Origin of the sequence: uncultured Vibrio sp., assembly GCF_947488985.1 — a bacterium.
In the GTDB taxonomy this organism is placed as follows: domain Bacteria; phylum Pseudomonadota; class Gammaproteobacteria; order Enterobacterales; family Vibrionaceae; genus Vibrio.
The window spans coordinates 43862-60216 of the sequence record NZ_CANLBV010000021.1; the positions used below are offsets into that span (position 1 = coordinate 43862).

General features: G+C 44.4%; 14 protein-coding genes. All 14 read left to right on the plus strand.

Annotated elements, in window-relative coordinates; all coding sequences use genetic code 11:
- Nucleotides 1–153 precede the first annotated feature (153 nt).
- Entirely contained in the window at nucleotides 154–1146 is a 993-nt protein-coding gene (locus tag Q1A70_RS07190; RefSeq protein WP_299692510.1) for an ABC transporter substrate-binding protein, read from the plus strand.
- A gap of 160 nt (nucleotides 1147–1306) precedes the next feature.
- Nucleotides 1307–2206 carry a proline/glycine betaine ABC transporter permease gene (locus Q1A70_RS07195; protein ID WP_299692513.1) on the plus strand — a complete coding sequence of 300 codons (900 nt, stop codon included), beginning with the start codon at nucleotides 1307–1309 and terminating at the stop codon, nucleotides 2204–2206.
- A complete protein-coding gene (locus Q1A70_RS07200; protein ID WP_299692516.1) occupies nucleotides 2199–3431 on the plus strand; it encodes a glycine betaine/L-proline ABC transporter ATP-binding protein in 1233 nt (410 codons plus the stop codon). Before Q1A70_RS07195 ends, Q1A70_RS07200 begins: the two co-directional genes overlap by 8 nt.
- A gap of 380 nt (nucleotides 3432–3811) precedes the next feature.
- A complete protein-coding gene (locus Q1A70_RS07205; RefSeq protein ID WP_299692519.1) occupies nucleotides 3812–4216 on the plus strand; it encodes an Hpt domain-containing protein in 405 nt (134 codons plus the stop codon).
- 164 nt (nucleotides 4217–4380) lie between these two features.
- Nucleotides 4381–5886, plus strand: coding sequence for a sigma-54 dependent transcriptional regulator (locus Q1A70_RS07210; RefSeq protein WP_299692522.1), 1506 nt, complete (start codon nucleotides 4381–4383; stop codon nucleotides 5884–5886).
- Nucleotides 5867–7003: a glycosyltransferase family 4 protein gene (locus Q1A70_RS07215; protein ID WP_299692525.1), complete on the plus strand. Its 1137-nt coding sequence runs from the start codon at nucleotides 5867–5869 to the stop codon at nucleotides 7001–7003. Before Q1A70_RS07210 ends, Q1A70_RS07215 begins: the two co-directional genes overlap by 20 nt.
- 204 nt (nucleotides 7004–7207) lie before the next feature.
- Nucleotides 7208–8581: an O-antigen ligase family protein gene (locus Q1A70_RS07220; RefSeq protein ID WP_299692528.1), complete on the plus strand. Its 1374-nt coding sequence runs from the start codon at nucleotides 7208–7210 to the stop codon at nucleotides 8579–8581.
- A 93-nt stretch (nucleotides 8582–8674) separates the two neighbouring features.
- Nucleotides 8675–9460, plus strand: a complete 786-nt coding sequence (locus tag Q1A70_RS07225; RefSeq protein ID WP_299692531.1) for an acyltransferase — start codon at nucleotides 8675–8677, stop codon at nucleotides 9458–9460.
- Nucleotides 9453–10571: a glycosyltransferase gene (locus Q1A70_RS07230; RefSeq protein WP_299692534.1), complete on the plus strand. Its 1119-nt coding sequence runs from the start codon at nucleotides 9453–9455 to the stop codon at nucleotides 10569–10571. The genes Q1A70_RS07225 and Q1A70_RS07230 overlap by 8 nt, the downstream gene beginning before the upstream one ends.
- Nucleotides 10568–11992, plus strand: a complete 1425-nt coding sequence (locus Q1A70_RS07235) for a Wzz/FepE/Etk N-terminal domain-containing protein (RefSeq protein ID WP_299692537.1) — start codon at nucleotides 10568–10570, stop codon at nucleotides 11990–11992. The genes Q1A70_RS07230 and Q1A70_RS07235 overlap by 4 nt, the downstream gene beginning before the upstream one ends.
- Nucleotides 11993–12333: 341 nt before the next feature.
- Nucleotides 12334–13434, plus strand: coding sequence for a glycosyltransferase (locus tag Q1A70_RS07240; RefSeq protein ID WP_299692540.1), 1101 nt, complete (start codon nucleotides 12334–12336; stop codon nucleotides 13432–13434).
- Nucleotides 13431–14618 carry a glycosyltransferase family 2 protein gene (locus Q1A70_RS07245; RefSeq protein ID WP_299692543.1) on the plus strand — a complete coding sequence of 396 codons (1188 nt, stop codon included), beginning with the start codon at nucleotides 13431–13433 and terminating at the stop codon, nucleotides 14616–14618. The genes Q1A70_RS07240 and Q1A70_RS07245 overlap by 4 nt, the downstream gene beginning before the upstream one ends.
- 9 nt (nucleotides 14619–14627) lie before the next feature.
- A complete protein-coding gene (locus Q1A70_RS07250) occupies nucleotides 14628–15287 on the plus strand; it encodes a sugar transferase (protein ID WP_299692546.1) in 660 nt (219 codons plus the stop codon).
- Between the two features lie 101 nt (nucleotides 15288–15388).
- The gene (locus tag Q1A70_RS07255) at nucleotides 15389–15820 is read left to right on the plus strand and encodes an EamA family transporter (RefSeq protein ID WP_299692550.1); all 432 of its coding nucleotides are present in this window, start codon (nucleotides 15389–15391) and stop codon (nucleotides 15818–15820) included.
- The last annotated feature ends 535 nt before the right edge of the window (nucleotides 15821–16355 follow it).

Consider the following 16355-nt stretch of genomic DNA (forward strand, 5'->3'; position numbering starts at 1 on the left):
CACTGATTTAACTCGTTTATCCATTCAAACTTCACCCATCCTACTTCTGCTCAAATGATTCAAGTGCACGGCAAGGATCACCATCGAGCAATTTAGTTAGTCAACAGACCTTGATTAGCTTGGTTGTATTATTAAAGAGAAAGGAAACTCAATATGAAATACAAGTTAAGCTCCCTATTTTTGTTAGTAGCAGCAGCCAGTGGTCATGCTAACGCTGGAGAATGTGGCAGCGTAACAATCGCAGACATGAACTGGAACTCTGCAACTTTAATCGCCAATATTGACCAATTTATCCTAGAACACGGATACGGTTGTGATGCTGAACTTATCCCTGGCGATACAATGCCAACCGGCACGTCGATGATTGAGAAAGGCCAACCGGATGTTGCACCAGAGCTTTGGAGTAACAGCCTGAAAGATGCCCTTGATAAAGGTGTTGAAGAGAAACGTCTTCGTTATGCTGGTAAAGCATTGGTCAATGGCGGTGAAGAAGGCTTTTGGGTTCCAGCTTACCTCGTTGAGCAATACCCAGAAATGGCCACTATCGAAGGCATACGTAAGAACGCTAACATGTTCAAGCACCCAGAAGACCCAGATACATCCGCATTCTATACTTGTCCTGCAGGTTGGAACTGTCAGATCAGCTCCGGAAACTTGTTTGAAGCACTTGCTCTAGAAGAGAGCGGTTTCAGCATTGTTGACCCAGGCTCGAGTGCTGGTTTATCTGGATCTATAGCTAAAGCTTACGAACGCAAAGAGGGGTGGTTTGGTTACTACTGGGCACCAACTGCGGTTCTTGGTAAGTACGACATGGTGAAAGTCGACTTTGGCAGTGGCGTTGATAAAGAAGAGTTCATCAACTGTACGACTCAAGAAGGCTGTGAATCACCAAAAGCGACCATGTACCCGCCTTCACCTGTCCACACGATCACCACTGAAAGTTTCGCGTCACGCGCACCGGAAGCGTATGACTACTTTACGAAACGTGGTTTCACTAACGACAAAATGAACGCACTTCTTGCTTGGATGGAAGACAACCAAGCCGATGGTGAAGAAGCGAGTATACATTTCTTAAGCGAGTTCCCAGAAGTATGGCACCCATGGGTTTCAGACGAAGTCGCTAAGAAAATTGAAGCTGAGCTGTAACTGCTAGATTTTAAAACTAGCGATATTTCAGCAAAAACTAGACTTCACTAAAACGGAAATAACGTCGCTATACTTGATGTTATTCATAATTCGGAGCCTTGTTCTTACTCATATTCAACGAGTGGTAAGGACAAGTTACTCCGAACTATAAGGATATAAAATGGCCGACAGCAATTGGTTATCAAGCTTTCCTGAGATGGAACGCTCTGATTTACGAGCAATAAAAAAAGCGCTAGATGGTGCTTACCGTGATTTTTCCCGTGAATATGGAGAATTGATTGAATCCCTTTTTGACCCTCTTCTTGCTTTCCTTGTTTGGTTTGAAAAACTCCTAATATCAACACCTTGGATTATTGTAATCGCCGTGTGTACCAGCCTTGTCTACGCCGCAAGTCGCTCTTGGAAACTGGCGTTAGGGTGTGTCGGTTCTCTGCTTCTTATTGGTTACTTTGGAATGTGGGAAGACACCATGCGAACGCTCAGTATCATCACTGTGTGTACCTTGGTTTCGATCTTTTTGGGGATCCCGATTGGTATTGCGATGGCGCGTTCCAATCGAGCTCAATCCATCGTTACGCCAATGCTTGATATTATGCAAACCATGCCTGCATTCGTTTACTTGATCCCTGTGGTGATGCTACTCGGCATCGGTAAAATTCCAGGGCTGATCGCCGTGGTTATCTACGCTATCCCACCTGTGATTCGTTTAACGAACTTGGGTATACGCTTAGTCGATAAAGAAGTGCTTGAGGCCGCTACCGCATTTGGTGCGAGCAAAAAGCAACGTTTATGGGGCGTTCAGCTTCCTCTCGCGATGCCAACGATCATGGCAGGCATCAACCAGACCATTATGATGGCACTGTCGATGGTGGTTATTGCGTCTATGATTGGTGTTAAAGGCTTAGGCCAACCGGTTCTTAAATCCATTACCAACCAATACTTCACTTTGGGCTTAATGAACGGCTTTGCGATCGTTACCCTCGCGATTCTATTTGACCGAGCTTCACAGGCATATGCGCGACGAACCAATGCGCACCTAGGAGGATTCAAACATGACTAAACCATTAATAGAAATTAGTGGCCTATTCAAAGTGTTTGGCCCTAAGCCGCAGTCGGTGATGAACCGAGTTAAGAACGGTCAACACAAAGACGAGATTCTTGCAGATACTGGCCATACCGTTGGTTTGAAAGAGATAAACCTCGAAATCAATCGTGGCGAAATCTTCGTTATCATGGGTCTTTCAGGTTCTGGTAAGTCGACTTTGATTCGACACTTCAACCGTTTGATTGACCCAACCGAAGGCAAGATCACGGTTGAGGGCATTGATGTAATGAGCCTCAACACTAAGGAATTGGAAGAGTTCCGTCGTCATAAAATGTCGATGGTATTCCAGCGCTTTGGCCTAATGCCTCATCGAACTGTGGTTGAAAACGTTGCATACGGATTGGAAGTTCAAGGCATCAAGAAAGAAGACCGTTTAGCGAAAGCCAACGAATGGTTAGAGACTGTAGGTTTGAAAGGCTACGGTAATCAGTACCCTGCCCAACTGTCTGGCGGTCAGCAACAACGTGTCGGCTTATCACGAGCTCTGTGTACTAACGCTGAAATCTTGCTGATGGATGAAGCCTTTTCAGCTCTCGATCCTTTGATTCGTAGCGAGATGCAGGATCAACTTATCGAGCTTCAAGAAAAGCTTCATAAGACGATTGTTTTCATCACCCATGACTTGGATGAAGCTCTGCGCTTAGGTGACCGAATCGCAATCCTTAAAGACGGTGAGTTAGTACAACAAGGTACGCCACATGAGATTCTTTTGAACCCTGCCGATGATTACGTCGAAGCGTTCGTAAAAGACGTTAACCGTGCCCGAGCATTGACTGTAGAAACAGTGATGCAGCCTCCTCTCTACCGCATTACTTCGGAAACCATTGAAGGTGCTCTTGCTCAGATGAAGATGCTGAAAAACGATTACGCTTATCACGTGACCGATGACGGCTATCAGGGCTTAGTGACCCAAGAAAGCCTGCAAGATGCGGTTGAAGATTCCTCAGTGCATGATTTCAGTGAAGAGATTTACGAAGAAGTGCCAGCGGTGTTGCCTGACGCTGTAATCGAAGAAGTTCTGCCAGACACCATGTCTTGTGATTACTCTCTTCCTGTTGTTGATGAGGAAGGTAACCTTAAAGGCGAACTTGAGAGAAGTGCTGTAGCGGATATCTTCTCTGAAAATAGCGAGGAAGAGGTAGAACCTTCCCCAAAGCCAAAGATTGATAAAGCCTCTTAGCCTAAACGCTATTTTACTTTAATTGGACAGAATCTAATCCTTAGCGTAACTGGATTCTACGCACCAACTTAACCTAGGCCACTGTATTGATTTGATGCAGTGGCCTTTTGTTTTGTTCAACCTTTCCCTTATGTCGGCCCTCTTTACGAGTCGCTTATTAGACACTTAAGTGCATATTTCATAAATAAAAATACATCAAATCATATTGTTACATCCATAGTTTGAGTGTTCCAAAACGTCTCTTAACACGATTTAATGCCATAGTTTTTAAGGCAAGCAGTTGAAATTATTCTATAAAATGACTAAAACTTAATAGTACCAATGAATATTAAGCTCAAGCAGACGTATTGGATTACGACTTAACAAAAGGACTTCGTTTGATGAATTCGACTTTAACGTCAGACACACCTCAAAATGTAACTAACCAAGTAGACCTCGAGCTTGTTGATGAAAGCGTTCTGGAACAAATGATTCGAGACACCAGTGCGGACATCATCCCCATATTAATCGACCATTACGTGGCGGAATCACAAACTCGCTTGGTGGCGATCAGAGAAGCAACAAGCAATCGAGACGCTCAAACACTTGAGTTTGAAGTACATACTCTCGGCAGCACTGCGCTTTCGTTAGGTAACCGCCCATTGGGCGAGTTATCACGTGCTTTAGAGCAACAATGTTTAGAGCAGCAACACGACGAAGCGTTTCTGCGAATTGATGAGTTGCTCGAACTTGCAGACCGATCAATCGAAGCCCTACTTGAACGAAAAGAAGTGGGATTCAGCTGATCGTTTTCTGACTACTTATGTATCTATTTACTGTGCACTCCCACAACACAAAGCGATATTAAGAGATTGCATGCGGTAGATAACAATTACATTCAAATCGTATTGATGGTTACATGTCACTATGTTATTGATTGGTTAGGATAAAGTTTCAAAAGGAATACACAATGCGCCCTAAGGTATTGTTAGTTGAAGACTCCACCTCACTCGCCGTTCTCTACAAACAGTACGTTAAAGACGAGCCCTACGATATTTTACACGTCGAAACTGGAGCGGAAGCTAAAACCTTCATTGAAAGACATTCACCGCAGCTTGTCATTCTCGACCTTAAACTGCCCGATATGCCCGGCGAAGAGGTGCTAGATTGGATTCAAGACAATGAAATACCGACCGCGGTCATCATTGCTACTGCCCATGGGTCAGTCAACATTGCAGTAGACCTTATCCAGCGAGGCGCGGAAGACTTCTTAGAAAAACCGATTCAAGCCGAGCGACTCAAGACCTCTGTCCGCTTACATCTAAAAAGAGCCAAGCTCGAAAACCTCGTCGATAACATGCAAAGCAAGTTCGATCGTGACCGCTTCCATAATTTCATCGGCTCTTGCCTACCCATGCAGGCGGTTTACAAGATCATTGATTCGGTAGCGCCAACCACTGCTAGCGTGTTTATTAACGGCGAAAGCGGTACCGGTAAAGAAGTGTGTGCGGAAGCGATTCACCAAGAGAGTCAGCGGAATGGTAAACCTTTCGTGGCTATTAACTGTGGCGCTATCCCTCGAGACCTAATGGAGAGTGAAATCTTTGGCCACGTTAAAGGTGCGTTTACCGGTGCAACAACAGACCGTAAAGGCGCAGCAATGCAAGCACACGGCGGCACACTGTTTCTCGATGAACTTTGTGAAATGGAACTGGAGATGCAGAAGAAGCTCCTGCGATTTTTACAAACCGGTACGTTTACTCCGCTCGGTGGTAACCGAGAAATCAAAGTTGACGTTAGAATTATCTGTGCGACCAACCGCGACCCACTGGTTGAAGTAGAAGAAGGACGCTTTAGAGAAGACCTTTACTATCGCGTTCACGTTGTGCCTATCGAGATGCCACCACTTCGCGAACGTGCGAGTGACATTGTCACGCTGTCTAATCACTTCTTGAAGCTGTACGCCAAGCAAGACAAGAAGAAATTCAAATCAATAGATAAAGAAACGCAAAATCTACTTAAACGGTATGCGTGGCCAGGCAACGTGCGTCAGTTGCAAAACATTATTCGTAACATAGTAGTGCTCAACAACGAAGCTTGTGTCACCAAAGACATGCTGCCCGCTCCCATTAATAAAACGGATACAGCCATAACGAAGCCTGTGTCACCAATTCGAGTCACTGCGCCCCAACCAGCTGTTGAAGCACCACAAGCTAAGTTGCCAGCGATTACTCCGGAAGAGTTGGAGAAATCATCAACAGTTCCAACGAACAACGAACCGGTGACGCCGGCCTTCACCACCAGCAGCGGTGCTATTCGTCCAATGTGGCAGATTGAACGTGAAGCCATTCAACATGCTATTAACCATTGCGATGGTAACGTGTTGAATGCAGCCGTGTTATTGGAGCTCAGCCCTTCTACGGTTTATCGTAAGAAACAGGCTTGGGAATCGGAAGATGAGTACAATCAAGCCTAACCTCGAAGAGCTTAATCAAAACCAACCTCTTGAGGCTCAGGAGTTCACAAATCCTGAGCCTCAAGAGATTTGGCTGTTAATCGACAGCCAAACCTTTGGAGGGATCGAAACTCATGTCATTGAGTTAGCGTTAGGCTTGATTGAGCATCAACGTAAAGCACGAGTGATACTTCTTACCAAGTTCGAACCTCTTCCCCCTATCATCACTCGTTTGACTCAACTTAAACTTCCTTTTTGTCATCTCAGCGACATCGCACCAAGTCAAGGTAATGCCTTGTCACAACTGAAACTGGCTATTACTCAATTCCGACCATCACACATCCATGCTCATGGCTACAAAGCGAGTATTGTCGCTAAACTGGCCAAGTTAACGACGAGTAGTTCCGATAAGCCACGTCAAATATCAACTTATCACGCAGGCGAAACTCCAACTGGAAAAGTGTGGTTCTATGACTTTTTAGACCGTTATACGAGCGTGATTTCTGATCATTCATTGGTGGTAAGCGATAAAATTAAAGATAAGCTCCCTTCGAAAAGCACCCGACTCAACAATTTCATCGCGATTCCTGAACATTCACTCTCACCTAACGTTTCTGACGATGCTCAGATTGCAGATTCGACTTATCACGTTGGATTCGTTGGTCGTTTAAGTCATGAAAAGGCACCAGATCGATTTGTTACGCTTGCTCAAACTAACCCGGCTCACCATTTTCATCTATTTGGTGATGGCCCAGAAAAACAAGTGTTAGAAAGCAGTAACTGCAAAAATCTCACGTTTCATGGCCACCAAACCAACATGAGCAATGCATGGCAAGCCATTGATGTTTTAGTTATTCCATCCAGATATGAAGGGTTACCCATGGCAGCGCTCGAAGCCATGGCGCGTGGAATACCTGTCATTGCAACAAATGTTGGTAATCTCCCACAGTTGATTGAACACCAAACCAACGGGTATATCGCACAAAGCGAAACACAACTGCAAACATGTTTAATCGAATGGCTTGGCCTTTCTTGCCAAGAAAAATACGTCATGAGTCAAAAGGCTAGAAACACGATTATTGAACACTACTCCCCCCAGGCTGTCATTCCACAAATATTGGCGTGTTACGGTAACTAAACGTCTTAAACTCCGCATACCTCTTTGAATAATCTTTGACTCATACCGCTGCCAATTTGATTCTCATTTTGAACAACGGTAAAATCAGCCATTGCCCACTTTAAAAAACACAATAAATACAAACATTTAAATCAAGTGCGCATCTGGCATTCACCTTGCTATTACTTTAATTAGTTGGAAGTTAGCTAGGTTAAGGAAAATACAATGCGAGACCAAGTGAATCGAACACCGTTGATTGTCGGACTCTGTTTCCTGAGCCTGATGATCGGCGTTGCTTGGTATCTAGTCCCTCACCCAATTGTTGTTATTGTCCTTGCTTTCATTCCCTTAGGTGCCCTGTTCGTTATCAACAAAGCATTTTGGTTTGTACTTTTGTTTGTGGTGTTTTCCTTCTTCCGGATTCATGAGGCGCTACCACAACTTTATCCACTTAAAATACCTTTACTGTTGTCGATGGGCGCTTTGTCCGCCCTTTTATGGCATTCACTGATCAGTAAAGAACTAAAGATCTTTTGGCACCATTCATTCAATTGGCTTGCAATATTCTGGGTTTTAACCACCATAGGGGTTGTCTTTGCCTCGAATAGACCTATTGCATTAGCTGAATTCACGGGCGTTTATTGGAAGATCATTGTCATGACCCTCGCAATTGCTTGGCTGGTGAATACCACAGAGAACTTGGCAAAAACGGCGATGACTATCATTTACGCCGGAGCTTTGGTCAGTGCGATAGCGGTCTACAACTCCATAAACGGTATTGGATTGGTCGAAGGTTCAAGGGTCACCATAGGACGAGACTTTGGCTCGATGCTCGGTGACCCGAACGATCTGTCGCTGGTACTTATGTTCCCACTCGCCTTCACAATTAGCCAAGCGAGTACCCCCGGCATTTCCTATTTCAAACGAATTATCAGTGCGTTAGTTTGCGTTCTGTTGCTTGCCGCTATCATAGCAACTCAAAGTCGTGGTGGATTGTTGGGGTGTATCGCTGTAATTGGCATCTTTGCGTGGAAGTTGGTTCATTCTAAAGTCTTGTTGATTTCGTTAGGTTCAGTTGCTGCCGTCGTACTTTATCTGGTTGCAGGAATTTCCGATCGAGCGTCTGGTGGCGCAGCAGAGCAAGGCATCGATGAATCTGCCATGGGTAGGATCTACGCATGGGAAGCAGCAATAAAAATGGCGATAGACAACCCGCTGACTGGCGTTGGGCTAAACAACTTCTTCTCTAACTACTTCTTTTACAGCTCTCATTGGGACGGTCTTAATCACGCAGTGCACAGTACTTGGTTTGGCGTGTTAGCCGAAACGGGCTTCATCGGCCTGATTATTTTTGTCACTCTGATTGCCTCATTGATCAAAACTTCGCGCGCAACGCTCGCAAGGCTTTCAAATTCTACGACACACGTGCCGCCAGAACTTAACGCTGTGGCTTACGCTGTTTACGCCGGTCTTATCGGTACTATTGTGTCGGGAACCTTCCTAACTCAGGGGTTCAATTGGCCCATTTACATACTAGCTGCACTCACTGTATGTGTTTCCAACGTATCCCAAACTGCTTGTCAAAATGAGAAAACCTAAAAGCATAATTTTAAATCATTGAAAAATAATGGATTAGCTTATGGCACAGTATATGAAAGTACTCCTATATAACAAGACATAAGGAGTTTCATTATGACGTCAGTATCTATCCACCAATTCAAACATTGGCTTAAGTTTCATCCTAATTCTCGAATTAGAAATGTCTTTTTCATTTTGAAAGACATCAGAAGCGCAGAGCTACCTACCCCTCAAATACTGAATAGCTGCCTATATCAAGCGCACAAGCTAGTGGTGAGCTTGGTTTCTGGCTTTACGCGATTCTTCTACTGGACCCCGGCTTTCAAAGGTCGTGTGGCTCGATGTGGTAAACGCCTGTATTTGTATGGTGGTCTCCCTTTCGTCAGTGGTCCGGTACGCATTTCGATTGGAGATAACTGCCGTATCTCTGGTCACACTACATTCTCTGGTTGTACTCAACCACTTGATGGCTTGGAACACCCATTATTGTCGATTGGTAACAATGTCGACATCGGTTGGCAATCGACTATCGCTGTTGGAGGTAAAGTGGTTATCTCTGACAACGTACGCATCGCAGGTGGTGCGTTCCTATTTGGATACTCTGGACACCCACTTGATGCAAAACGCCGAGCACTAGGTGAAGGTGATGACCCTCAGCAAATCGGCGATATCATTCTTGAACAAGATGTATGGTTAGGTACGAATGTGACAGTTAAAGGTGGCGTAACCATCGGCGAAGGCGCTGTGATTGCTGCTGGTAGTGTAGTAACAAAGAATATCCCTGCCTTCGTAATCGCAGGTGGTAACCCAGCTCGAGTTGTCGGTCAGATTAAATCCGTTGAAGTGACAGAATCCGATGTCTTCGATTTACTAGAGACTCATGGAGGTGACCATGCGTGATTTAATCGTATTTGGTGAAGACTTTGGTGGCCTGCCTTCATCGACTCAACATTTAGTTCGTCACCTTGCTAAGCAACACAAAGTCTTATGGATCAACTCTATTGGCCTAAGACAACCGAAGCTGTCCGCTAAAGATGCGGCAAGAGCGTTCAACAAATTGTTTGGCAAGACCAAAGCCGTTACTCAAAACATGCTTGACTCTGAGGGACACGATAATATTACTATCGTTAACTTAAAGACAATCCCTGCACCTGCTTCTCAATTTTCTAGAAAGTTGGCTCAGCAAATGATGCAGCACCAACTAAAGCCAGTGATTGCGGAGCTTAATCTTAACGCGCCTATCCTATGGACTTCTCTTCCGACCGCTGTTGATTTGTGCGGACACTTAGGCGAGTCATCTGTGGTCTATTACTGCGGCGATGATTTTAGCGCGCTGGCTGGTGTTGATCATGACACCGTTGCACAGCACGAATCGGAATTGATCGATAAGGCTACGCTTATATTCGCAGCTAGCAAAAAATTGATGGATAAATTTCCAAAACATAAAGCGCACCTGCTACCACATGGTGTCGACGTAGACCTATTTTCAACACCCGCACCAAGAGCAAAAGATTTACCGAGTAACCACCGCCCTATTGCTGGTTTCTACGGAAGTCTTTCTAAGTGGCTTGATTACGACATGATAGAACGTGTCGCGAATGCGATGCCGGAATGGGACTTTGTTTTCATTGGTCCAAACGAGCTTGATACGCTCATGCTACCTAAGTTGAGCAACGTACATTACCTTGGCCCACGTCCACATCACACCCTGCCAAGCTATTCTCAACACTGGGATGTAAGCCTGTTGCCGTTTGTTGATAACGAGCAAATCCGAGCGTGCAGCCCACTCAAACTAATGGAATACCTTGCGGCTGGCACACCAATTATCACAACGCCGTTCCCTGCTTTGCTTCCATATCAAGAGCACGTAACCACGGTTGGCAGTGCCAACCAAATGATTTGGGCGCTTGATCATGCGCGCCAGCTAAGCAATTCACCTATCTCTGTCGTCGAACAAGACAGCTGGCAGAACCGTGGTAACTTCGTACATTGGATGTTGGAGCTATTATGAATAATCTGAAATTGCGGTTATTAGTCATCATCAATGCGATGTGGCGCCAACGCTACGTTATCGTTCTGCCAATGCTTATTTTGCCCTTTGTAGGCTTTGGTGTGAGCAAGTTGGCTCCGACTAAATATGATGCGCATACTAGTATGTTGATTCAAGAAACGGCCAAGATGAATCCCTTCTTGGAAGACATCGCCGTTTCGACCATGCTCAAAGACCGACTTAACGCATTGAGAACACTGCTTCACAGTCGACATGTGCTTTACTCGGTCGCTGATGAACTGCAATTAACCACGCCAGATATGCCTGAAATTCAGAAACAAGAGATCATTACTGACCTGTCTCAGCGTTTGTCGGTGACTCAGCTTGGAAAAGACTTTCTAAAAATAAGCTTAACCTCCAATACACCAACAGGAATGGAAGCAACGCTGCGCTCGGTGAGTGAACATTTCATTGAACAGTTGCTCGCGCCGGAACGTTCATCGATTGAAGACTCAAGTAACTTCTTAAAAATTCATATCGACAAACGGAGTGTGGAGCTTGAAGAAGCGGAAGAAGCTTTAGCCTTGTACATGAACGAAAACGTGCAATCGACGCCAGAGGTACAAAGCCAAAGTTTGAATCGCTTAGCATCACTCAAACAAACACTGGCGGAAAAAGAGGCTGAATTGTCGGGTGTCGAAAAAAGCTTAGGGTCAATCGACCAACAACTTTCAAGAACCAACCCAGTGATAGGTAAATTAGAGGACCAGATCATCGACATTCGAAGCGACCTTACCTTGCTACAAGCTAAATACACAGACAAACACAGTGCTGTACAAGCTAAAGTCCGAGAATTAGAAAGACTTGAAAATGAGCGAAAGAGTTTGCTCGACGTAACCCAGCCAACGATGAACAGCGACCAGCTTTGGGACATCGCAAGTAGCACGACACTGAACAAGCTTTCTGATACCCAACCTCTTTTGGTCACTCAACTACACAGCCTACAACTGGTTCGTGCTCGCTTTGAGTCTTTAACTGAAGAAACCAAAAGTCTTCGTACTATGATTTTCGAATTAGAACACAAGGCGAATAACTTCGGCGAAAATGCAAAAGAGATGTACCGCCTTAAACGTCAAGTTGAAATCAAGCGTCAACTCTATGATGAATTGACAGAGCGTTATGAAATGGCTCAGCTAACGGGTTCGCTTGGTGTATTCGAACAAAACAAACGTGTGAAGATTATTGATTTGCCTTTCACACCGAGTATCAAATCTAACATGCCGACTTTTATCTTTATTCTGGCTGGATTCATTGCAGGTATCGGATTGGGTGCTGGCTTAGCTGTGTTGTTCGAACTGTTTGACTCTTCAATCAAACGTAAAAGCGAAATTGAAGATATTTTGGGTGTTCCTGTGATTACCGTTATTCCTAAAATGAGTTAATTAACTCTAGAAAATCTAAGCTTAACTTAGGTTTATTTCCTATCAGAAAACGCCAACACTAGCTTGGCGTTTTGCTTTTATACAGCCTTAAGTTTTAACGCTACTTTCGATTTACCCAAGCCCTATGATTCAAACTGCCATTCAATCGCATTTTGTTTTGATTCCCATTTTGAGAAATGAAAACCGCCCTAGAACAAAATGCCGTAAGCAATTGAAAATTGGGTGTTATTTTGTTGGCATAACTCCTGCAATCTCCTTGTGTAGTTAAACGTTTTAAAGAAGTTACTTAAAGAGAAACGTCAGAAAGGCGAAACAAGAATTATAAAGGCAGGGTCCGAATTATGAATACGCATTTAACGAAGCATGGCAAAAAGATCATACACGTTGTTCAGCACCTTGCGCCGGGTGGACTAGAAACCCTAACTCTGGATTTGCTGCGCCTTGCCAAGCCAACAGACCAAGTATTGATTGTCAGTTTAGAAGGTACAAAACAAGAGTCGGTCAACAACTGGCCGAAACTAGAGCCATACAAAGAACAGATCGTCTTTTTGGATAAAGCACCAGGCGTACAATTCAACATCATTATTAAGCTAATTAAAGCCTTCAATGCGATTCGCCCTGATGTGGTTCATACCCACCATATTGGCCCACTGTTATACGCTGGTTATGCCGCTCGCGTAACAGGGGTTCCAACTCGAATCCATACCGAACATGACGCTTGGCATCTGAACAACAACAAACGTCGTCGATTACAAGCGCTTGCTTTAAAGGCTGCTCAACCAACGTTAGTTGCCGACGCAACACGTGTTTATAACCAACTACGCACCGCTTTTTCTTATGAGAACATCATTACCATCAAAAATGGCGTTGATTGTGAGAAGTTTAAGCCAATGTCGAAAGAACAGGCAAGAGCAAGTCTAAACCTGCCGACAGACAAACACATCATCGGTTGTGCAGGCCGACTAGAACATGTCAAAGGCCAAGACCAACTTATTAAAGCACTGACTCTTTTACCTGAAAATATGGTTGTCGTATTGGCTGGCGGCGGTACCAAACGCAATCAACTCGAGCAACTTACTAGCCGCTTGAATCTGAGTGACCGAGTGTTCTTTCTAGGCCTAGTTGAAGACATGACCACGTTTTACGGAGCGTTGGATACCTTCTGCCTACCTTCACGCCACGAAGGACTACCGCTTTCTACACTCGAAGCACAAGCATGCAATATCCCAACCGTCGCAATGGACGTTGGCGCTGTCGATGAAACCTTGTGCCCAATCAGCGGAACACTCGTTAAAAAAGGCAGTATCACGGGATTAGCCAATGCCTTGTTAGAAAATCAAAATGAACGTTTTTTATCACCTCGACACTACGTTCTTGAGAACTTCGACATCATCAAAATGGTCTCGTCTTACAACAACATCTCAGAAGGAGCTTACGCATGATTGATTGGTTGCTTGCGGGACTGTGTTTATGGTCTGGCGCGTTGATTGTCTATCATCACGCAGCCTACCCTTTGTTACTGCGTTGGTATGCGAAAGGCCACCCTGCACGTCAAGTTGAAGAGAGCCATCGTTGTTACAAAGAGGAACAGCAAGATTGTACGTTACCGACTATCACCATTCTTGTTCCCGCCTTTAATGAGGAGCAATGGATAGCAGACAAGATTCGTAATCTCGCTTCGTTAGATTACCCAAAGAAGAAGCTGGAAGTGATCATCGCTTGTGATGGCTGTACCGATAAAACCGTCGATATCGCTCAGATGACCATCCAAGAAGCAATGTGCAGTGATGTTTATTTTGAGATACATGACCATCAAGTAAACCGAGGTAAAGTCGCGGTTGTTAATGAAGAAGTGACACGTATAACCAGTGACATTACAGCGATGAGTGATGTATCTGCCCTTATTTCATTGGATGCCTTGCTTATTGCCGCCGCTCACTTTGAAAGTGACAAAGTTGGAGTGGTAAACGCAACGTACCAGCTTTGCCCAACAGGCAACGAAGGCGAAAACACCTACTGGCAGTACCAAACCGCCGTTAAAGAGTCTGAGGCTTCGTTAGGTTCTAGCTTGGGTTCTCATGGCGCTTTCTACTTGTTTAGAACACATCTGTTCGAACTGCTTCCATTCAACACTATTAATGATGATTTCATCTTACCGATGCAAATCGTTAAACAAGGTTACATCGCCGAATACGAAACCCAAATGGTGGCATTAGAACTAGAAGAATCGAACCTAGAAACGGACTTTAAAAGAAGACTTCGTATTTCAGCGGGCAACATGCAGCAAGCGATTCGATTATTTGGTTTGTTTAGCCCGAAGTTCAAAGGCATCGCGTTTGCGTTCTTCTCAGGAAAAGGGCTTCGCCTACTCACTCCCTATTTAATGATTGTGTGCTTAGTGTGCTCAATCTTACTTAGCAACTACTTGGTATTTGAAGCACTATTATGGGCTCAAGTTGCTGTTTATACCATTGGCGTACTTGGCTGCATCTTGCCAAAGCGTCTAGTAAACAAACCTATTTCATTAATCACTTATTTGATAATTGGACACTATGCCAACTTCATTGGTGGCATTCGTTACCTAATCGGACTAGAAAACTCACCTTGGACACGAGCGAATCATTAAGGACTTATTATGATGAACATTGAACAGCTATCTACTCAAAACCTATACCAATACAAAATCTCACGTGCTAAACGTACTTTTGATTTTGTAAGCTCACTGATTGCTTTGATTTTACTAGCGCCCGTATTTCCATTGATTGCGATGGCGATTGCACTCACTTCTCGTGGCCCTATTTTCTACCGTCAACTGCGTGTAGGTAAGTCGACACCGGAGAAAATGGAAATCTTTGAGATCATGAAGTTCCGCAGCATGTACGAAGATGCGGAAACTCGCTCTGGTGCAGTTTGGGCTACCGCGAATGACCCACGAATCACACCCGTTGGCCGCTTTTTGAGAAAGACTCGTCTTGATGAACTGCCACAGCTGATCAATGTATTGAAAGGTGAAATGTCTCTAATTGGCCCGCGCCCTGAACGCCCTACTTTTTACACCAAACTAGAGAACGAAATTCCTTACTTTGCTGACCGTACATATGGCGTAATGCCTGGTATCACAGGGCTTGCACAAGTGAATCAAGGTTACGACACCTGCATTGATGATGTACGTCGTAAAGTTGGCTTCGACCACAGTTATGCGTTAAGCCTATGCTCTGTTAAATCGTGGATTGCTGCTGATATGAGCATCATCTCTAAAACAATCATCGTAATGGTCGACGGTCGAGGTCGTTAAATCAGTGAGAATAGTTACTATTCGTTATATAGATAACCGACTATCGGCTCCTAAGGTAGAATGCGCGCAGTTTCTCCCTCACTTTTAATGGATTTGATACAATGCCACAAACCTCTTGGCTTTTCTGGGCTTTACTTTCCGCTGTATTCGCCGCGATGACCGCTGTATTTACAAAACTCGGTGTGAATACGATTAACTCAGATTTTGCTACTTTCATCAGAACCTGCGTCATTCTGGTTCTCGTTACCGCTATCGCGTTTGCAACGAAACAATTTCAGCCTATCAGCTCAATATCAGGGAAAGGACTGACATTTCTTGTGTTATCAGGGTTAGCAACTGGGGCATCTTGGTTATGTTACTTCAGAGCGATGAATCTAGGTCAAGCTTCTCAGGTCGCACCAATCGACAAACTCAGCGTTGTGTTGGTCGCCATATTCAGTGTGATGCTACTTGGCGAGCAGCTCAGCACCACAAACTGGTTTGGTATTGTCCTTATCACCGTCGGCGTGATTCTGGTCGCTTGGCAAAACTAGTCATCAAACAAACATCATCAGTGAAACACCACCAACCCTCTAAAACGATAAATCTACCGCTGTGTTAAGGCAACTTCCACACGGCTTGGATCTGTAACAAAGTTAACGTGTGGCGGTAATACGAGAGCTTAACCAAGACAAAGATACTCATTCGAGACTTAGATACTGCAACGAGTGTGGAAATTGTAATAATGTGCAGTTTATACGCCTAGCCCAAACGCACCACTTTGGATTGAACGCACCATTACGCTCACCAATTTGGTGCATCCAATCAACGACATACAGATTAGAAAATATTATTTACTATCAATTTTGATTACAATATCAGCACATTTAACCATGGCACAGCTCTTGCTTTAGCACTACTGCTTTTGATGGTTTTCGGTTGTTACACTCTCTTTTGACAAGGACTTACGCAGTGAGTCAAAAACCATGAGTATTAAATATATTCAATGGAGTGACTAGGGCGTGTTGATCTTTGCTGTACATTTCGCGTTCAACAATACATCGGTAGCCACATCAACATGAATGCCAG